At 68.0% G+C, this 20,020-nt stretch carries 9 protein-coding genes; 3 read left to right on the forward strand and 6 right to left on the reverse strand.

The annotated features are described in order from the left end of the window. Nucleotides 1-6: 6 nt before the first annotated feature. On the reverse strand, nucleotides 7-6,747 hold the full coding sequence (locus ACFWV8_RS12280; RefSeq protein WP_384200203.1) for a polymorphic toxin-type HINT domain-containing protein: 6,741 nt from the start codon (nucleotides 6,745-6,747) through the stop codon (nucleotides 7-9). A gap of 458 nt (nucleotides 6,748-7,205) precedes the next feature. On the opposite strand from ACFWV8_RS12280, the gene ACFWV8_RS12285 reads away from it, so the two are divergent. The 3 genes from ACFWV8_RS12285 to ACFWV8_RS12295 all read left to right on the forward strand — a co-directional run bounded on the left by ACFWV8_RS12285 (nucleotide 7,206) and on the right by ACFWV8_RS12295 (nucleotide 13,291). Beyond that, entirely contained in the window at nucleotides 7,206-11,456 is a 4,251-nt protein-coding gene (locus ACFWV8_RS12285) for an FG-GAP-like repeat-containing protein (RefSeq protein ID WP_384200205.1), read from the forward strand. Between the two features lie 131 nt (nucleotides 11,457-11,587). After that, a complete protein-coding gene (locus ACFWV8_RS12290; RefSeq protein ID WP_384200207.1) occupies nucleotides 11,588-12,643 on the forward strand; it encodes an acyltransferase family protein in 1,056 nt (351 codons plus the stop codon). 48 nt (nucleotides 12,644-12,691) lie between these two features. After that, a complete protein-coding gene (locus ACFWV8_RS12295) occupies nucleotides 12,692-13,291 on the forward strand; it encodes an acyltransferase (protein WP_384200209.1) in 600 nt (199 codons plus the stop codon). Between the two features lie 65 nt (nucleotides 13,292-13,356). On the opposite strand, the gene ACFWV8_RS12300 is transcribed toward ACFWV8_RS12295, so the two are convergent. The 5 genes from ACFWV8_RS12300 to ACFWV8_RS12320 are packed head-to-tail and all read right to left on the reverse strand — an operon-like array spanning nucleotide 13,357 to nucleotide 19,978. Next, nucleotides 13,357-14,640 (reverse strand): nucleotide sugar dehydrogenase, encoded by a 1,284-nt coding sequence (locus ACFWV8_RS12300; protein WP_384200211.1) that lies wholly within the window; start codon nucleotides 14,638-14,640, stop codon nucleotides 13,357-13,359. Then, a complete protein-coding gene (locus ACFWV8_RS12305) occupies nucleotides 14,637-16,271 on the reverse strand; it encodes a glycosyltransferase family 2 protein (RefSeq protein WP_384200213.1) in 1,635 nt (544 codons plus the stop codon). The genes ACFWV8_RS12300 and ACFWV8_RS12305 overlap by 4 nt, the downstream gene beginning before the upstream one ends. Next, the gene (locus ACFWV8_RS12310) at nucleotides 16,268-17,848 is read right to left on the reverse strand and encodes a glycosyltransferase family 4 protein (protein WP_384200215.1); all 1,581 of its coding nucleotides are present in this window, start codon (nucleotides 17,846-17,848) and stop codon (nucleotides 16,268-16,270) included. Before ACFWV8_RS12310 ends, ACFWV8_RS12305 begins: the two co-directional genes overlap by 4 nt. Continuing rightward, nucleotides 17,838-18,863 carry a Gfo/Idh/MocA family protein gene (locus tag ACFWV8_RS12315; RefSeq protein ID WP_384200217.1) on the reverse strand — a complete coding sequence of 342 codons (1,026 nt, stop codon included), beginning with the start codon at nucleotides 18,861-18,863 and terminating at the stop codon, nucleotides 17,838-17,840. The genes ACFWV8_RS12310 and ACFWV8_RS12315 overlap by 11 nt, the downstream gene beginning before the upstream one ends. Then, nucleotides 18,860-19,978, reverse strand: a complete 1,119-nt coding sequence (locus tag ACFWV8_RS12320; protein WP_384200219.1) for a DegT/DnrJ/EryC1/StrS family aminotransferase — start codon at nucleotides 19,976-19,978, stop codon at nucleotides 18,860-18,862. Before ACFWV8_RS12320 ends, ACFWV8_RS12315 begins: the two co-directional genes overlap by 4 nt. Nucleotides 19,979-20,020: the final 42 nt, after the last annotated feature.

Below are 20,020 nucleotides of genomic sequence, written 5' to 3' on the forward strand. Positions count from 1 at the left end.
GTCCCGCTATCTATAACTGGGGTGATCAATGAAACCGATGAAATTTCCACCGCTGGTCCATCGCGCACCCACATCGGGCAACGAAATCTCGATGATATCGCCGTGGTCTGAATGCGTGTAGTCTCGCCTGGCCGACTTCGGATTGATAAGAATATCTTCAAGCAGATATTCCGAAATATCCTTGCGATCTTTACCGGAGTTCAACGGAAGGAGCGTCGAGTCACCGCGACCTGTCGCCTTCGTATGCTTCTGATAGGAACGGGAAGCCTCATGATCGCCTCCCGGTTTCCGGAAAGGCTTGAGGGCACTGCTATAAAGGTCGTCGTTGCTCGGGCCGCAATTGTGCACCAGGACCGGTGTAGCCCCCGCCAGCACATAGTACGTATGCACGCCAGCGACAGTCAGGTTGTACACCGTCGCCTGCTGCGTCCAGCGCGCCACCGCCGTGATCTGGACGTGTGTGCCCGCGCTCGTCCTGAGCCACTGGCCTGGCTTCAGGGCCGTCGCCGTGATCCACTCGTTCAGTTCGGGGACCCAGAAGGGGTGGCCGTCGGTCGCCGTGACCGTGGCCGGCCCGGTGGCCTTCTTGCCGTCCGTGTCGATGGTGACCTTGACGAGGTTCTTCGCGCCCTGGCCCTTGATCTCGGCCGTGACCGTCTTCGCGTAGGTCTTGCCGGTCTTCGGGTCCGTGGCGAGGACCTTGTCGCCGACCCGTACGTCTTCGATGGACTTCGAGGTGCCGTCCGCGAGAAGAACCCGGGTCTCAGGTGTGAAGCTGTTTTTGGTGCAGCTCCCGAGAGCCCCCGCCCTGGGGCCGCCTACCGCGGCCGCCGCCGCGGCTTCGAGGAGGAAGCCCGCGGACATCGACCCGAACTTGGCCTTCACATCCTTGGGGCAGTTCCCCGTGAGCCTGCAGGCCTGCAGGGCCCAGTAACCCAACTGTTCTTCCGCGGCAGCCGGATTGTAATCGGGATTCGTGGGGTCTTCCAGAAACCGCGGCAGACTCCCATTGGTTTGACGGGCAGCGTCCAGGTATTTGTAGAAGCGCTGGGTGAATTCTTTCTTACCGTCCCAGCCCTTCGGGACGACGATGGTCGGGTACACGATCGTCGTGTTCGTTCCGACGACAGACCCGTCACCGTTGATGCCGGCCCCGATGGCGAACTGCCGTCGCGGATCAGGCGCGTTCTTCGCCTGGACATAGCGGACCGGGTTGTTCTTGCCGATGCCGGTGCCGCCGATCGCGACGCCCGCGCCGCAGGACTCGGGCCGGCACAGGCCGGTGGGGTCCGAGGACGTCACGGGATTGCTGCCGGCGTAGGTGTAGCCGTGGAGCGATTCCGAGTCGCTCAGGTTCATGAGCGGGTCGACGCTGATGAAGCGGCCGATCAGCGGGTCGTACTCTCGGGCGCCGAGGTGGACAAGGCCGGTGTCGGCGTCCTTGGTGCCGCCGACGAACCCCTTGTCGCCTGCCCAGTTGCTGGGCTGGGTGCCGCGGGGGGCGCCGAAGATGGTGGTCTTGCGGCGAGTGACCTGCTGGGCGGCATCAGTGGTGACCTGGGTGGTGCCGGTGCCGTGGTGGTCGCTGAACAGGAGCGTCAGCTTGCCGCCCTTGCGGACCGCGATGGGCGATTCTCCGGCGGTGTAGTAGCGGGTGCCGGTGACAGTGCCGTTCTTGGCCAGGTGCAGTTCGTTGCCGGCGGGGAGGTAGAGGGTGGTGCCGGTGGAGTCCTTGCGGATCATCCGCTGGCCCTCGGTGTCATACAGGTAGCTGCTGTCGGCAGTGCCCTGGGTGACGGACTTGAGATGGCCTTCGTCGTCCCACTTCAGGCTCTGGGACTCGGCGGTGCCGATCTTGCGGGTCTCGGTGTTGCCGGCGCTGTCGTAGGTGTATGTCGCCTCGTGCGGGTTGGTGCCTGTCTGGGTGACCTTGGGCAGGTTGTGCGTACCGGCTTCGGGAGCCGCGTATGTGCGCAGGGTGTCGCCGGTGGGGCCGGAGGCGGTCTCGTGCTGGGTTTCGGTCTTGCGGTTGCCGAGCGCGTCGAAGGTGTAGCTGGTCCAGTACGCGTCCTGGCCGCCGACCACGGAGGTGGACGGTGTACCGGCGCACTGCTCGCCCGTGTTGGTCCAGGCTTCGGTGATACGCCGCAGGGCGTCGATGTTGAAGCACTGGGTATCGGTGGTGCGCGTGGCGTCCTGGCCGTAGGCCGTGGCGACAGAGGTGACGTTACCCGCGGGATCGTAGGCGTACTTGGTGTCGTCGATGCGCTGGGGCGCGACCTCACGGTCGGTGTAGGCGCGGGTCAGCGCACCTGTGTGCTCGTCGTACTCGCTGGTCGCCCACAGGTGCTTGCCGAACTCGCCGTATTCCTGGCGGATGTTGCGGCCGTAGTGGTCGTAGGTGTTCGCGGATATGAGCGCGGCGTCGGGCACTCCGACGGTGCTGAGCAGACCGGTGACCGCGGTGTAGGTGGTACTCACCCGCTCCGCCTGCAGGTCACCGATCGCCGGCTGCTCCTGCCGTGTCACCTGGCCGGTGTTGACGTTGTAGGCGGTGGTCCACTTGTAGGTTCCGGCCAGGGCGCCTTCGCTGTCGGGGATGGTGACCTGGGTGAGGACCGGCTGGTAGAGCGAGTTGTACGAGGTGATCGCGCTCTCGTACGCCTTGCCACCGATGTAGCGGGTTGCCTTGGACAGCTGCCCCTTGGCCGGGGTGTCGTAGGTCCAGCCCGCGAGGGCGGTGGAGCCCTTTTTCAGGGAGGTCTTACGGCCGAGGTCGTCGTAGTCCGTGTGGAGAGTGATGCCACGGGCGACATCTGTCGTGTCGGTGGCCCGGTCTCCCTTGTCGTAGACGGTGGTGGAGACGCCCTTGTCCGGGTCGTCGAGCTTTGTCTGGCGGCCCCGGACGTCGTAGGTGTACGTCCACTTCGCACCCGAGGGGTCGGTGACCCGCTCCAGCAGTCCCCGCTCGTTGTGCGTGTACGTGATGGACTGCGACTGCGTACGATCGGCGTTGGTGTACTGCTTCACCTCCGTCGTACGTCCCAGCGCGTCGACCACCTCGGTCGTGGCGGTGCCGCCCTCGGGCGGGACAACCGTGGTCGTGTCACCGGTATAGCTGGTGGTGGTGCGCTTGGTCTCGTCCCCGAACTTCCGCGCGATCACCGCCGTGACACGGCCGGCACCGTCGTACAGGGTGTCGCTGGACGACGGGAACTTCAGCTCCTGGCCCGTGACCGCTACCGGTTCGGGAGCTCCCTCGGCGTAGTACACCCCGGAGGTGCGCCAGGCCAGGCCACGCGTGTCGTAGAGCGTCTCGCTCACCAGACGGCCCGAGCGGTCAGGGGAAAGCTCCTGCGTCTGCACAGGACGCAGCAGACCGTCGGAGAACGCGTATGACGTCTGGTACTGCGAGTCGTGCGTAAGGGACTTGGTGGTGGTGACGACCGGACCGTCCCGCCGCACCAGGTAGTCGTACGCCCGGTTCGGCGAGTCCGGGTAGGTGGCGGCCGAACGGGTGGGAAGCCATGCCTTGGTCACCCGGCCCAGGGCATCGTAGGCGGTGGTGGTCACCTTGTTGTTCGCGTCGGTGACCTGGGTGGGCTGGCCCCGCAGCGGCTCCAGGACCGTGATGGTCGTGTGTCCGAGCGGGTTGGTCTCCACCCTCTGGGTCGGCACCTCGCCACTGGCGGGGGTGACCGTCGTGGTCGTCGTCTTGCCGTAGGCATCGGTGGCGGCGAGAGCGCGGCCGTACTGGTCGTAACAGAGCTCGGTCTTGGACGTACCACAGGTGCTGGGCACCGAGGCGCTGGTGTCGTAGCCGCTGCCCGTGCCAGTGATCCGCTCGGTCTTGGTGACCAGGCCCTTGGACGGTGTCGAACCGTGGGCACCGTTGTCGTAGGAGAAACGAACATCGTCGATGACGTCCTCCGGCCTGCTGACGGCGGCCCCGCACTCCTTCGCGACCGTCTCGGCCCGGGAGACGAGGTTCAGCAGCCGCGTCGCGGTGTTACGCGCGTATGTGCTGGTGGTGCACTTCTCGTCGCCGGTCTTGGCCGTATCTCCCGTTTCGGAGATCGACTTGACCATGCCGTAGTCGTCGAAGTCGGTGGTGCTCCGCGTCGTACGGGTGCCGGTCGACGTGGTGGTCCGGGTGGACACCGTCTGCGTGCCCGTCATCCGCGCTTCCAGGTCAGGCAGTCCCGTGCGAGTGCGGGTCGCCGACGGTGCGGAGCGCCACTGGGTGTAGGAGGTGGCGGAGACCAGCTTGCTCGTGTCGTCTCCGTTGTACGTCAGGGTCTCGCGGGGCTTGCCGGCGAACTGCTCACGGTCGGTCACGACTTCGCCGGTGGAGTCCTTGACCTCCTTGCCGTCGAGGCCGCGGAAGTACCGTCCTTCGGTGAGGGTCTTCGCGTCGAAGCCCGCGCCGGTGCGGATCTGCACCCGGCCGTAGCCACGGGACACCGAGTACGAACGGTCCTCGGCATTCGTGAACTCGTCGGTGCTCTTGGACCAGGCGGCGCCGTCCAGGTAGGAGTAGGAGGTCACCTTGTCCGGTGTGGCGGCCAGGTTGTCACCCTCGCTGACCTGGGTGACGACATAGGAGTTGAACCAGTCGTCCTGGGCCGTCTCACCTTCGAAGGCCCACTTGAAGTGGTAACAGCGGGTGGTGTTTGAAGCGTCCTTGGCCGGCAGGGTGGTGGCGGTGCAGTCCGGCTGCGAGTAGGTGGCGGCTATGGTGCCGCCCGTCTCCGTGGTGATCTGGTAGACGCGCAGCCGGATGAACGGGGCCAGGCCGTCGCCGAGTTTGTCGACCCGGTTGGCCTTCTGCTCACCGGCGAACGTGACCGGGGGGAGGGAGACACTGCCGCCGGCTTTGCCGGTACGGGTGATGGACTCCAGCCACATCGGAGTCGAGATGCCGTCACCGGAGGCGGGGAACCCCTGCTTGAGTGTCCAGGAGTCGACGTCGCTGTAAGCGCCGCCAGTCAGGACCTTGGTGGTGATGGAGGTCAGGCGCTTACGGGACCAGAAGCTGGGCGAGTACTGGCTCTTGCACTCCGTCGCCCCTGACTTGCAGTACAGGTCGAACGGCACGTCGGGCCAGTTCGTGGCATGGGTCTCGTCGAACGTGGTGCAGGTGCTCAGACACCGCTCGTCCACACGGAAGTCGACCTGGCCCATGGCCTTGGAGGTGTAGGCACTGCCGGCACGCAGGCCGTAGTCGATGTGGTCGAGGTAGCTGCCGCGGTCGTAGGAGGTGACGGTGGCCTTGCCGGTGGTTTCGGAGACGTTCCGGCCGTAGTTGTTGGACTCGCTCTTCCAGTAGTAGGCCATCGCGTTGCCACGCGGGTCCACCACGTGGTCGAGCTGCCAGCGCCACGCCTGCTGGCACCATGCGTCGGCGAAGGCGGCCTTGTAGCAGGGTTCACCGGACTGGTTGCCGAACACCGGGACCGTAGATGTGGAGTTGGTGACCGGGTCGTCCGCCGCGCTGCCGTGGTCACTCCAGCCGGGCAGCCGGTTCAGGCCGAAGAAATACTGGGTGCCGTCGGTCGTGGTGATCTTCCAGTGCTCTCCCGCACCGTCGACGCCGGCGGTGCCGCCGTCGCCGTTGGACGCCCCGGTCAGTTTCTCGACCTTCTCGCCCGAGTCAGTCGCCGGGTGCCAGCCCTCGCCCTCCTCATACACCAGCTCCGTGCTCTTGCCACCGAGGGACAGGGTGGCGTTGTCGTTGTACCAGCAGAGGTCACCGACCCTGGTGGTGTTGGTGCCGTCCTTCTTGTCGTCCTCGCACGATTTGTAGCGGCGCTCGATGTAGCCGGGCTCCCACGACCAGCCGTCCCCCAGCCAGGAGGGCTGGTTGTTCGAGGCTGCGGTCCGTCCGTCGACCGATTGAGAGCTGTAGCTCAGATTGATGGACGGCTGGAGACCACCTGGCACGCCGGGCACGTCGATCGGGTGGGACCAGTTGAACGAGCCCGAGGCGCCGCCGGCCGACCAGGAGCCGGACGGCTGCAGCGAGGTGGCCTTGTAGTCGCCGGAGGGGCCGGCGGACTCGGCCGCTGCGGCAAGGACGGTGGCGGTGCCTGTCTCGACGCCGACGGTCGCTGTGAGGCGGCCGGACTTGGTGTCGTTCTCCGTGGCCAGCGGCTTGCCCGTGCGGCAGGCGGGCTTCTTCGGGGTGGTCAGCGCGCAGGCGGGCAGCTCGGTCAGCCGCAGCCGGGAGGCCCAGTCGCCGCCGTACGCACCGCGGAAGGACGAGTAGTCGACCTGGACGCGGGCCCGGCCCGGTCCGGTGGCCGCGTCGGCCCGGCCGACACTGAGCAGCAGGCCGTCGACGCCCGCCGCGTCGGTGGCGGTGCGGTCGGCGACAGCGACCTTCACCTTGGTGAGCTTGGTGAGCTCGGCCGCCTTGCTTGTGGAGGAGGCCGCGACCGAGACAGGGAGCGAATCCGCCTCGCGTACAACGCCCTTGGCCGCTGTCCCGGTCAAGTCGACGGTCGCCGAACCGGCTCGCGGCCAGTTGACCTTCGGGGTTTTCCAACGGTTCGAGGCGGCGGCGTCGGCGCGCTTGGTGCCGCCGATTCCGGCTTTGCGTACGGGTACGGCAGCGGGCTGCTTCAGGGCTGAGAGCGACGTGCCGGAATTCGGCTCGGCCACAGCCGCCGGGACCGCGGAGAGCATTCCCGCCATCACCGAAGTGGCCAGTACGACCACCCATCCCCGCACGCCGAAACGGCTCACGCCCCCACCCCTCGCATAGTGTCAATAATGACCGACGGACAGTAACAGCACAGGTGAAGGCAGTGTCAACCACTCCTTCACAAGTCACCTACGGTGGAAAACAATTGTTTTCCAGACATTCGCCACCGACAGTCGCGCACATCACTTTCCGCAGCTCAACAGGGCCGAGACAGAAAGGAGTCAAAGATCCGTTCCGCCCAACTTGCCACGGAATGGGGATACCTGGCCCCCTCCCAGATGTAAAGATCGCGTGCCGGCCGAGAATTACGCCGTGTCGCTATAGAGTCACCGCTCGGCAATGCCGAAACAGAGGGGAAGGTGTCGTGCGGACGACAAGCCATGGGCAGAGAAAGAGAAACTGGCCGAAACGCGTACTACCAATTGTCCTGGCCGGAGCCGTCATGGCGCCGGCCGTGACAGCGATACCGGCCGCGGCTTCGCCGACTTCCCCCCACTCGGTGTCCGCGAAATCCGCGGCCGCCGATCCCGTCGCCGACGGTTCGACGAGCGAAGAGGACTACGCACTCCAGCAGGCCCAGATCACCGGCCAGCCCTACGAGTTGACGTCGGCACGCACCGAGTCCTCCGACACCTGGGCCGGGCCCGACGGCTCGTTCTCGGTGAAGCGCTACGGCACGCCGATACGGATGCTGCGCGACGGCGCCTGGATCCCCACCGATCCCACGCTGGCCCCCACCACCGACGGAAGAATCGGGCCCAAAGCCTCCACCGTGGCCGTGACCTTCTCCGGCGGCGGATCCGGCGCCCTGCTCTCCGGCGTCAAGGACGGCCGCACCCTGTCGCTGGCCTGGCCGAAACCGCTGCCCGCGCCGACCCTGGACGGCAACGTCGCCACGTACGCCGAGGTGCTGCCCGGCGTGGACCTCCAGCTCAAGGCCGAGGTCGAGGGCTTCTCGCAGCTGCTGGTCGTCAAGACAGCCACCGCCGCCGCCAACCCCGAACTGGCCTCGCTGAAGTACAAGTTGGACACGGTCGGGCTGAGTGTGTCGACCGACTCGGAGACCGGCAGCGTCACCGCGGTCAACCCCGCCGGTGAGACGGTCTTCACCAGTCCGTCTCCGCTGATGTGGGACTCCACGTCGATCAGCTCGGACGATCCCCCGGCCGGGGCCCGCACAGCCAAGGCCGGCGCCGCGGCCGAGGAGGAGACACCCGGTGATCTCTTCGAGCCGGCCCCCGGCGCGAAGGACGCGCAGATGCCCACGACCGTGAGCGGCGACACCCTGGAGATCAAGCCCGACCAGGAGTTGCTGACGGGTGCGGCCACCCAGTACCCCGTCTACATCGACCCGTCCTGGGCCTGGGGTAAGCGGCAGAACTGGACCCGGGTCTACAAGAAGTATCCGAACACGTCCTTCTGGAACACCAAGGAGGTGGTGCGTGTCGGCTACGAGGCCGAGACCAACGGCCTGTCCCGCTCCTTCTTCCAGCTGGACACCAGCAACATCAAGGGCGCCCAGGTCAAGTCGTCGACCTTCCGGGTCAGGAACACCTGGTCGTGGTCGTGCCAGGACAGACCCGTCGAGCTGTGGCACGTCGGCCCCATCTCGTCCAAGACCACCTGGAACAACCAGCCCGCCCAGCACACCAAGCTCTACACCGTCGACGACTCCAAGGGCTGGAGCAAGGACTGCGCCGCTGGCAACCTGGAGTTCGACACCACGGCCAAGGTCCGTGAGGCCGCGTCCAAGAACTGGTCCAGCGTCAACTTCGGTCTGTACGCGTCGGACGAGACCGACACCTTCGGCTGGAAGAAGTTCGACGCGAAGACCGCGGTGCTGGAGACGAAGTACAACAACCCGCCCAAGACGCCGACCGGGCTCGGCACCAATCCCAAGACCTCCTGCGCGAGCGGGGGCCTGATCGGCAACACCCGCGTCAGTCTGTACGCCAAGTACGACGACAAGGACGCCGGCAATCTCACCGCCGAGTTCCAGGTCTTCAAGTCCGGTTCGAGCACGGCGGTCGTGGACAAGTCGATCCCGGCCGCGAAGAACAAGATCTCCACCCTGGTCGTGCCCGATGTCGACCTGCCGACCGGCAGTTACACCTGGAAGACCCGGACGAAGGACCAGGACGGCGCGTACTCCGCCTGGTCGGCCACCTGCAAGTTCACCCTCGACCGGACCCGGCCGAGCAAACCTCCGGTGATCACCTCCGAGGGCAACAAGTTCCCGCCCGGTGACAACGGCTGGCCCGCCGTCACCGGAAAGGCGCGCGAGGAGGGCAAGTTCACCTTCGCGGCCAACGGGGTCACCGACGTGGCGCAGTACAGCTGGTACACGGACTACAACCCCGAGGTGCGCGACGCGAAGCCCGGAGTGCCCGTGACGGTGAAGCCGCCCGGCTACGGGCCGCACTTCATCTACGCCTTCAGCGTCGACAAGGCCGGAAACCGGTCCGACACCGCCACCTATGTGTACTACGCGACGCGTTCACAGGAGCGCGACGGACCGGGAGATCTGAACGGCGACGCCAACCGCGACATCTGGAGCATCGACTCCAACGGCACTCTGCTGACGTACGCGGGCCAGGGCGACGGCAGCTTCTCCGCCGCCACCAACGGCGGCGGCAAGTCCTTCGCCGGCAGCCAGGTCGACTCACGCGGTGACTGGGGCCAGGACGGCTACAACGACCTCGTCTCACTCGAATACGACGACGTGGACAAGAAGCAAAAGCTGTGGACCTATCCCAACGACGGCGCGGGTGTCATCAGTGACGACTTCAAGGAGCTGAGCGTCGCCTGCCCCGTCAAGGACCCGGACCTGGGCTGCGACTACGGCGAGGAGTGGACCGGCGACGACCACTGGCACAACGCCGAACAGGTCGTGTCCGCCGGTGACATCAACGGCGACACCCAGCCCGATCTGCTGGTCAAGCAGGGCAAGCAGCTCTGGGCGTACTACGGCAACCGCGCCACGTACTCCCTCGACGTCGCCCGCGAGCCGGTCCTGGTCGGCAACGGCGACTGGGACAAGTTCACGGTCGTCGCCCCCGGCGACCTCAACGGCGACCAGATCGCCGACCTGTGGCTGCGCGAGAACGCCACCGGCACCATCTGGCGCTCGTACGGCAAGAAGGGCCCTGACGGCCTGCTCGACCCCACCACCTGGGGCAACAGCGCCGGCCGCGTGAAGATCGGCACCGGCTACACCACCGCCGCGTACCCCGCCGTGGGCTCGGTGGGCGATGTCACGGGTGACGGCAGACCGGACCTCTGGGCCCGTAAGACGGACAACACGATGCTCGGCTGGCCGGGGAAGACGCCGTCCTCGGACAACCTTTCCTTCGGCGCCTCGTTCGTCATCGACGGCATCACGGGCGGCTCCCGCATCCCGGCGGGCACGACACTGAACGGCGGCCAGTCGTTCACCTCACGCTCGGCCAAGCTCACGATGGGGGACGACGGCAACCTCGTGATCACCTCCAACGCGGGCAAGACGCTGTGGGAGACGAAGACCTCCGGCAACGTGGGCGCCAAGGCCATCATGCAGACCGGCGGAAACCTCGTGGTCTACAAGGCGGACGGCAGCACGGTGCTGTGGGAGTCGAAAACAACGGCCCCGGAGGGCTTCGCCCTGCTCCAGGACCGCGGCAACCTGGTGATCTACAACGTCAAGGGCCAGTCGCTCTGGAGCAGCGGCACGGCAATCCGCCACGACTACGACGCGGACGGCCGCAGCGACATGGCCGACTGGTACGACTACGCGGACGGGCATGACGCGATCCACGCTTTCCGGACGAATTCGGACGGCTCGTTCAATGCTCCCGTCACGGCATGGACCAGGAGCGCGGGCGGTTGGGACTGGAGCCAGATGAAGATCACATCTGGCGACTACAACGGTGACGGCACCGACGATGTGGCGGCCGCCTATCAGTACGACGACGGAATCAAGCTCTGGACCTGGATCGGCAAAGGCAACGGCACCTTCAACGAGCCGTTCAGTTCCTGGGCCGGCTCGTGGACCCTGGACCGGATGACCCTGCACGCAGGGGACTTCAACGGCGACGGCCGCGACGACATCGGCGTTTGGTACCGGTACACCGACAGCACGAAACTGTGGACCTTCACCTCGGATTCCGCGGGGAAGTTCAATTCCCCCTTCAGCTCGTGGACCACGACGACCTGGGCACTCAGCCGCACCAAATTCACCACCGGCGATTTCAACGGTGACGGGCGGGACGACCTCGGCGCGCTGTACGACTATGACAACGACAGCGTCAAGCTGTGGACGTTCCTGGCCTCCCCGTCCGGCGGTTTCGCTCACCCCGTCGAGGCGTGGAGCAGCACCGCCTACGGTGACTGGGCCCGCACGGAACTCTTCTCCGGTGATTTCAACGGCGACGGCCGGGACGACTTCGCGACCTGGTACGACTTCACCGACGGGCATGACATCGTCCACGCCTTCGCCGGTGCCGCCAACGGCACGGTCAAATCCCCCACCGTCCTCTGGGAGGCGGCGGCGGACCGTTTCTGGCGGACCGAGATGAAGATCATGGCCGGTGACTACGACGGCGACGGCCAGGACGATCTCGGGGCCGTGTACCGGTACAACGACGACTCCACCGTCAAGATGTGGACATGGATCACCGGTCCCGCCGGCACGTTCGGCGAACCGACCGCGAGTTGGCAGTCACCACCCGGTAATTGGTACAGCCGGTCCGAGATCATCGGCCGGTACCTCTGAGGCACCGAGCCTTACTGGCGGCGCCGTTCCATGCCTGCCCCGGTGCCACATACCGGGGCAGGTCCGGGCCGGCCGGCCGCCCTTCGAGCCCGGCGCCGTGGCATCCGCCCGGCACCCCCTAGGGTGTCGTAATGGTCTCCTCCCTTTCCCAGGAGCGCCCCCACGCCCCCGCCGGTGACGGTGTCGGGGAGCGGGATCCGTTCTTCGACAACGCCAAGTACCTGGCCATCGTCCTGGTCGCCGTCGGGCACTCGTGGGAGCCGTTGCCGGGCAGTGGGCGGGTGGTCGAGGCGCTGTACAGCTTCGTCTACGCGTTCCACATGCCCGTATTCATCGTGATCGCGGGCTACTTCTCGCGCGGCTTCGACCTGAGTCCGAAGCGGGTGTGGCGGCTGGTCACCGGCATCCTGGTGCCGTACCTCGTCTTCGAGGTGGCGTACACGCTCTTCCACCGCGCGGTGGAGACCCCCGGTTTCCCGCTGACGCCGGCGGATCCGTACTGGATCCTGTGGTTCCTGCCCGCCCTGTTCCTGTGGCGGATCACCACCCCGTTCTGGCAGCTGGTCCGGTGGCCGGTGGCCCTCTCTCTGGCCATCGCCGCGCTCGCGTCGATGTCGACCGGGATCGGGGACGATCTCCAGCTGATGCGTGTCCTTCAGTTCCTGCCCTTCTTCGTGCTGGGACTCCGGCTGCGCCCCGAGCACTTCGCGTATCTGCGCCGCACCTGGGTGCGGGTCGCGGCCCTGCCGGTCGGTCTGGTCGCACTGCTGGTGGCGTACTGGTCGGTGCCGCGCATGTCCACCTCGTGGTTCTTCCGCAGCTACAGCGCCCGCCAGCTGGACGAGCCTGTCTGGGCCGGAGCGGCGATGACCCTGCTCCTGTTCGCGGTGGCGCTCGTACTGGGCGCGTGCTTCCTGGCGTGGGTGCCGCGCCGCCGTCTGTGGATGACCGCCCTGGGCGCCGGCACGCTCTACGGCTATCTGCTGCACGGCTTCTTCATTCGCGGCGCCCGGTTCCTGGGCGGCTACGACGACCCCTTCCTGGAAACCCCTCCGGGCCGGATCGCGGTGACCCTGGCCGCCGCGCTGCTGGTGACCGCGCTCTGCACGCCGCCGGTACGACGGGTGTTCCGGTACGTGGTGGAGCCCCGGATGGAGTGGGCACGGGCGGCCGGAACGGGCCGGTGACCCCGACGTATGCTCAACCGTCGGAAACGTACACGGAGAGGCGCCAGCGTGAACTACAGGGTCCAGCCCACCGCCCAGGTCGATCAGACCGCGGTGGTCGGTGACGGGAGCAGTGTCTGGGAGCTCGCGCAGATCCGGGAGAACGCGCGCCTGGGTGAGAACTGTGTCGTGGGGCGTGGCGCCTATGTCGGGACCGGGGTGCGGATCGGGGACAACGTCAAGATCCAGAACTACGCGCTGGTGTACGAGCCCGCGGAGCTGGCGGACGGTGTCTTCATCGGGCCCGCCGTCGTCCTCACCAATGACCTCAACCCCCGTTCCGTGGACCCCGACGGCAAGCTGAAGCGCGGTTCCGACTGGGAGGCGGTCGGCGTGAAGATCGAGGAGGGCGCCTCGGTGGGTGCCCGGACGGTCTGCGTCGCGCCCCTGCGTATCGGCCGCTGGGCGATGACCGCCGCGGGTGCGGTGGTCACCAAGGACGTACCGGACTTCGGGCTGGTCGTGGGCGTTCCCGCCCGGCGGATCGGGTGGGTCGGGCGCGCCGGGGTGAAGCTCGTGGAGCGGGACGGGGAGCCCGGTGTGTGGGAGTGCCCCAGGACCGGCGCGCTCCACGACGAGAAGGACGGTGTGCTCACCGAGCGCGCCTGACCCCGATACGACGAGAGGCCCGAACCGTACGGCGGTTCGGGCCTCTTCCGGGGTCTGGCGGGGTCTCAGCCGCCGATGACGACGCGGCGTACCCCGCGCCACGCCTCCGGGTCGGTCGTGCGGCGGCCGTCGACCAGCACCGTGACGTCCGGCAGGTCGGCCGGCTTCAGGTCGCGGTACTCCGCGTGGTCCGCCTGGAGCACCGCCGCCGTGACCTTCTCGCCCTGGTGCGGCGGCAGGCCGTGCGCGGTCAGTTCCTCGGCCGTGTACATCGGGTCGGAGACGTACGGCACGGCGCCCCGCGCGCGCAGCGCGTCGACGGTCGGGAAGACACCGGAGAACGCCGTCTCCTTGACGCCGCCGCGGTAGGCCGCGCCCAGCACGAGTACGTTGACGCCGGTCAGGTCGCCGTACGCCGCCGCCAGCAGGTCGACCGCGTACTCGGGCATCGCCGCGTTCGCCTCGCGCGCCGAGCGCACGACGGTCGCGGTGGGGTCGTTCCACAGGTACATCCGCGGGTAGATCGGGATGCAGTGGCCGCCGACGGCGATGCCGGGCTGGTGGATGTGGCTGTACGGCTGGCTGTTGCAGGCCTCGATGACCTTCTTGACGTCGATGCCGTTCTGGTCGGCGAAGCGCGCGAACTGGTTGGCCAGGCCGATGTTGACGTCGCGGTACGTGGTCTCGGCGAGCTTCGCCAGCTCGGAGGCCTCGGCGGTGCCGAGGTCCCACACGCCGTTCGCGCGCGGCAGGTCTTCGCGTACGTCGAAGTCGAGGACGGCCTCGTAGAAGTCGACGCCGTGCTTGGTCGACGCCTCGTCGATGCCGCCGACGAGCTTGGGGTAGCGGCGCAGATCCGCGAACACCCGGCCGGTCAGGACGCGTTCGGGCGAGAAGACGAGGTGGAAGCCCTCGCCGGGGGTGAGCCCCGAGCCCTCCTGGAGCATCGGCGCCCAGCGGGTGCGGGTGGTGCCGACGGGCAGGGTGGTCTCGTAGCTGACGAGCGTGCCGGCCTTCAGGCCCTTGGCGATCGCCTTCGTCGCCGAGTCCATCCAGCCGAAGTCGGGCACGCCCTCGGCGTCCACGAAGAGCGGGACGACGACCACCACGGCGTCGGACTGCGCGACGGCGGCGGCGGTGTCGGTCGTGGCGGTGAGCAGCCCGGCGTCGACGGTCTGCTTGAGCTTGATGTCGAGGTCGTGCTCGCCGGGGAAGGGCTCCGTACCGGCGTTGACGAGTTCGACGACCTTCTCGTTGACGTCGGCGCCGATGACGCGGTGGCCCTTGGCGGCGAACTGCACGGCGAGCGGCAGACCGATCTTGCCGAGCGCGACTACACAGATGTTCATCGGTTTACTTTCCTCTTGAGCCGGGGCAGCAGGCTTCGTACCCGCGCGCCGAGGGACAGTGCGGGCTCCCACAGCGGAGCCGTGGTGATGACCAGTCGCCCCTTGGGGTTCACGTTGGCCGACGCGCGGTAGGGGACGGCGTTGCCCCAGCGGCGGGCGAGCGGCATCGGCAGGCCGCGGGTGCGGACGGGGATCTCGTACGTGGAGCCGGCGACGTCCACGTAGACCCGGACGCCCGCCTTGACCCTGGTGGCCGGGAGGGGGATCCGTGCGGTCAGGATGGTGCCGCCACCCCCGTCGGACTCCGGAACGCGAGTGAACTCCCCCACCGGCTCGGGGAGTTGGTGGTCGACCGGCAGTCGCCGGGCCGCCGCCTTGTCCGCGCTCTTCGGCATCGCGGTCCTGGCCAGCCGGATCACCGCGGAGTCGGTCTGTCCGGCGACCCCGATCCGTACGGCGACCGTCAGAGAGAGGGAGTCGCCGCTCTGGTCCCACGCGGCGGAGATCAGCCGGGTGCCGTTGGCGAGCCGGCCCGGGACCGCCTCCCCCACCAACTGATATCCCCGGTCGGGCAGTTGGAGTGCCGGGTCGCGCAGCCCCGGGTAGGCGGCGTACGCCTGCCCGTCCTCAAGGAGGAACGGCGGCGCGCCGTGCTCGACCTCGTCGGCGATGGCCTTGGTGAGTTCGGCCACCGCGCCGCGCTGGGCCAGCAGGATCCGCACCCGTCGTTTGACGTCGAGCGAGTCGCGCAGCTCGTCCGTCAGGTACTCGTCGGCGAGTTCGGCTATCCCGGCGCACAGTTCGCGCTGCGTACGGGGGTCGAGCGGGAGGAAGTCGTCCTGGATGAGCTTGGCGAGCTCCCAGGTGAAGTGACGCTTGAGGACGGCGTCACGTTGGGGTCCCGGATCGATCAGACCGGCCGTGTGCCGCATGATGCGGGTGGTGCAGTGCAGCCTGGACAGATGGTCGGCCCGGTAGGTGATGTTGCTCGCGTCGCCGCGCTTCACCGCGTAGTAGTACGTGTAGTCGCCGAGGACGGAGATCCGGGCGGCGCGTACGCACGCCTCGATGGTGAACGGCTGGTCGCTGCCGACCGGCAGGTCCTCGGGGAAGCGGAGTTTGTACTTCTCGACCAGCTCACGCCTGAAGAGCTTGGTGTTGGCGAGGGCGAACGGCAGGTCGGAGCCGTACAGGCTGATGTCCGGATCGCTCTTCTTGTACATCGCCTGGCGGACGTACCGGCCGTTGGTGCCGACCATCTTGCCGATCACCACGTCCGACCCGTGCTCGTCGGCGCAGGCGACCATCCGCTCCAGCGCCTCTTCACCGAGGTAGTCGTCGGAGCCGATGAAATAGACGAAACGGCCGGTGGCGACCTCCAGGGCACGGTTGCTCGGCGCCGCCGGGCCGCCGCTGTTCTCCTGGTGGATGACCTTGACCGTGTCCGGGTACCGCTCGGCGAAGCGGTCGAGTTCGGCGCCGCTGTCGTCGGTCGAGCCGTCGTCGACGGCCACGACCTCAAGGCGCCCGAGACCGATGGTCTGGCCGACGAGCGAGTTCAGGCACTCGGTCAGATACGGCATGGTGTTGTACACCGCCACCACAACCGTCACATCAGGTCTGTCACTCATGCCGCCACCCGGCTCTTCGGTGCCCCGGACTTCGTGCGCGGGCGGCCCAGCAGGCGGGAGTAGACGCCGTCGAGGATGTCGGCCTGGGCCTCCCAGGTCCATTCGGTGAGCAGGCCCTGGTCCTCGTACACGTCGCGGTACTTCTTGGGGTCCGCGAGGACCGCCGTGACCGCGCGGACGTAGGCCGAGACGTCCTCCGCCGTGAAGACCTCGCCCTGCCCGGTCTTCGCGACCATCTCCCCCATCGTCTTCACGTCGCTGACCACGAACGGCAGCCTCGCGTGCGAGTACTCGAAGAACTTCGTGATCAGGGCGATCTCGTGGTTCGGCCAGTGGTGGATCGGGATGACGCCGATGTCCGCCGCCGACAGGAACGGCACGACCTGGTAGTGCGGTACGTACGGGAGTATGTGGACGCGCTCGGCCACACCCAGCTCCGCCGCCCGGATCAGCAGCGACGTCATGTACTCCGACGTCGGCCGCAGCACCACGAACGCCACATGGACACCCGGCAGCCGCGGCAGCGACTCGACCATGATGTCGAGGCCGCGCTGCGGGGCCGCCGCGCCGCTGTAGACCGTGAGCGGGACGTCGGGGCCGATCCCGCACAGAGCGCGCAGGTCCGGCACCGGCTCGGCGGCCTCCTCGGGGGAGATCTCCGCGTCCGGGGCGTTGAGCACGATCTCCGGGGTGGCGGTGAGCCCGTGCCGCTCGACGAGCATCTCGCCGAGCGTCGCCGAGACGGTGGTGACCGCGTCGGCGTACTTCGCGTACTCACGCTCGTGCGCGCACTGGGCGATGTGCCAGCGGGGGTGCGGGTTCCAGGGCTTGATGCCCGGCAGGAACTCGTGCGCGTCCCAGACCAGTTTGATCTCGCGGCCCCTGCCCTTGGCACGGAGCTTCGCCCGCGCGCCCACACCGATCATGCGGAAGTCGTTCGCGTGGATCAGATCGGGTTCGAGGGCGTCGATGACCTTGCCGTACGCCAGTTCCAGGTCCCACAGGAACGGGTCGAGCCGGCGCCAGGCCCGGTCCCCCATCGTGCGCTCCCAGAACGCGGTGGTGAAGCGGTCAAGACGGGACGTCATGTCCTTGCGGCGCTGCTCCAGCGCGCGCGTGCGGCGGGCCCGCAGACCCACCCACTTGCTCAGCGCCTTGGCGGCCAGACGCGGCGGGATCAGGGCCAGTCTCCGTACGGTGGAGCCCGCCAGCTTCGCCTCGATGACCCGGAGGTTGAGCTGGGCGCGCCACGCCTTCATCCGCTGCCTGCGGTAGGCGGCGAGCGGACCCGGCGGGTAGGCGAGGGGGGAGCGCAGGATCGCGCGGCGGTACTCGTGCCGCCTGCGGTGCAGGGGGCCCGGTACGTGCAGCAGCCTGACCTCGGCGTCCCCCAGCCGCCAGGTCTGCTCCTTCTTGGTGGGCGACTTGCCCAGCAGGACGACGTCCCAGCCCGCAGCGGCGGCGGACCGGGCTTCCTTCTGTACGCGTGAATCACCGTTCACGCCGTTGTCGACCAGCATCACGATCCGCCCACGCGGGCCCTCGCGCCGCTGCGCCACCACTTTGTCAGCCGACATGGCTCGCGGGCTCTCCTGTCTCGACAGCCACCGTGCGGCCGCTCGCGGCCGACTCCAGCACCGACGCTGCTACCTCGACCGTACGAAGACCCTGCCGCAGTGTGCAGATGTCGTGGGACTCGCCGAGGACGGCGTCACGGAACAGTTCGTGCTCCACCAGCAGCGGCTCGCGCTTGGGGATGGCGTAGCGGATCATGTCGCCCTCGGCGACGCCGCGGAAGGCGCGCAGCGCCTCCCACTCGGTCGTCACCGCCGCGTTGGAGTAGAAGGTCAGGTCGGCGGTGAGGGTGTCGGCGATGAAGCAGCCGCGTTCGCCGGTGACCGAGGTGAAGCGCTCCTTGAGCGGGCTCAGCCAGTTCACGAGGTGGTTGACCATCGTGCCGTCGGAGAGCCGGCCCACGGCGGAGACCATGTCCTCGTGCGGGCGACCGCTCTTGGACACGGTGTGGGCGGAGATCGAGGTGTACGCCTGGCCCGTCACCCAGCCGGTCAGGTCGATGTCGTGGGTGGCGAGGTCCTTGACCACGCCGACGTCCGCGATCCGGTGCGGGAAGGGGCCCTGACGGCGGGTCACCACCTGGTACACGTCGCCGAGCTCGCCGGCCTCCAGCCGGGCGCGCAGGCTGCGCAGCGCCGGGTTGCAGCGCTCGATGTGGCCGACGCCGGCGACGAGGTCGCGCGACTCGAAGGCCTCGACCAGGCGGCGCGCGCCGTCGACCGTGTCGGCGAGGGGCTTCTCGATGAGCGCGCTGACCCCGGCCTCGGCGAGCTGGATGCCGACCTCCTCGTGGAGGGCGGTCGGGCAGGCGATGACGGCGTAGTCGACGCCGAGCGCGAGCAGTTCGCCGACGGTGTCCAGGACGGGCGCGCCCTGGGCCAGTCCGTTCTTGTCGCCGAGCGGGTCGACGACCCCGACGAGCGTGACGCCGTCGAGTCCGGCCAGCACACGCGCGTGGTGGCGCCCCATCGAACCGAGGCCGATCAGGCCGGCGCGCAGTCCCCCAGCGGTGGTCACAGGTTCTCTCCCAGCTTGTTCACGGCGGTCACGATCCGCTCCAGATCCGAATCGGACAGCGAGGGGTGCACCGGAAGCGAGACGACCTCGGCCGCCGCCCGCTCGGTCTCCGGCAGATCCCAGTGACGTCCGGCCTTCTGGTCCGGCTCCCAGAACGGCCGCAGCCGGTGGATGGGGGTCGGGTAGTACACGGCGTTGCCGACGCCCGCCTCGGTGAGCGCGGCCATGGCGGCGTCGCGGTCACCGCTGATCCGGACGGTGTACTGGTGGTAGACGTGGTGCGCGCCCTCGGCGACCGGCGGTGTCACCACACCGGGCGCGGTGATGTTCTCGGTCAGGTACGCGGCGTTGGCTCGGCGCTGCTCGGTCCAGCCTGCGAGCTTGGTGAGCTGCACCCGGCCGATGGCGGCGGCCACATCGGTGAGACGCATGTTGGCGCCGACGATCTCGTTGGCGTACCGCTGCTCCATGCCCTGGTTGCGCAGCAGGCGCAGGGTGCGGGCGACCTCGGCGTCACCGGTGGAGATCATGCCGCCTTCGAGGGAGTGCATGTTCTTCGTCGGGTAGAAGCTGAAGGTGCCGCCGGAGCCGAAGGCGCCGACGGGCGTGCCGTGCAGGGACGCGGCGTGGGCCTGGCAGGCGTCCTCCACGACGGCGAGCTTGTGCTTGTCGGCAATGGGCATCAGCTTGTCCATCGAGGCCGGGTTGCCGTAGAGATGGACCGGCATGATCGCGGCGGTGCGCGGGGTGATCGCGGCCTCGACGGCGGCCGGGTCGAGACCGAAGTTGCCGGGCTCGATATCGGCGAAGACGACGTCGGCGCCGACGAGCCGGACGGCGTTGGCGGAGGCGGCGAACGAGAACGACGGGACGATGACCTCGTCACCCGGACCGATGCCGAGGGCGAGCAGGAGCAGGTGGAGCGCCGATGTGCCGGAGTTCACGGCCACACAGTGCCGGCCGGCGACGAGCTCGGCGAAGCCTTCCTCGAACGCGGCAACTTCGGGGCCCTGCACAACGCGGCCGGTGCGCAGCACGCGTACCGCGGCCTCGATCTCTTCTTCCCCGATGACCGGGCGGGCAGCGGGGATGGGCCGCACTTCACTGGTCGACATGGACGTCGTCCTCCTTGAACACCGCGAAAGCTCTCTGGGGCA

Origin of the sequence: Streptomyces sp. NPDC058665 (genome assembly GCF_042714995.1) — a bacterium.
Lineage (GTDB): Bacteria > Actinomycetota > Actinomycetes > Streptomycetales > Streptomycetaceae > Streptomyces.

Bases quoted from the DNA above. Each gene is read 5' to 3' on its own strand.
- ACFWV8_RS12290 (WP_384200207.1), top strand. From the start codon at position 11,588: ATGGTCTCCTCCCTTTCCCAGGAGCGCCCCCACGCCCCCGCCGGTGAC.
- ACFWV8_RS12320 (WP_384200219.1), bottom strand. From the start codon at position 19,978: ATGTCGACCAGTGAAGTGCGGCCCATCCCCGCTGCCCGCCCGGTCATC.
- ACFWV8_RS12310 (WP_384200215.1), bottom strand. From the start codon at position 17,848: ATGTCGGCTGACAAAGTGGTGGCGCAGCGGCGCGAGGGCCCGCGTGGG.
- ACFWV8_RS12300 (WP_384200211.1), bottom strand. From the start codon at position 14,640: ATGAACATCTGTGTAGTCGCGCTCGGCAAGATCGGTCTGCCGCTCGCC.
- ACFWV8_RS12305 (WP_384200213.1), bottom strand. From the start codon at position 16,271: ATGAGTGACAGACCTGATGTGACGGTTGTGGTGGCGGTGTACAACACC.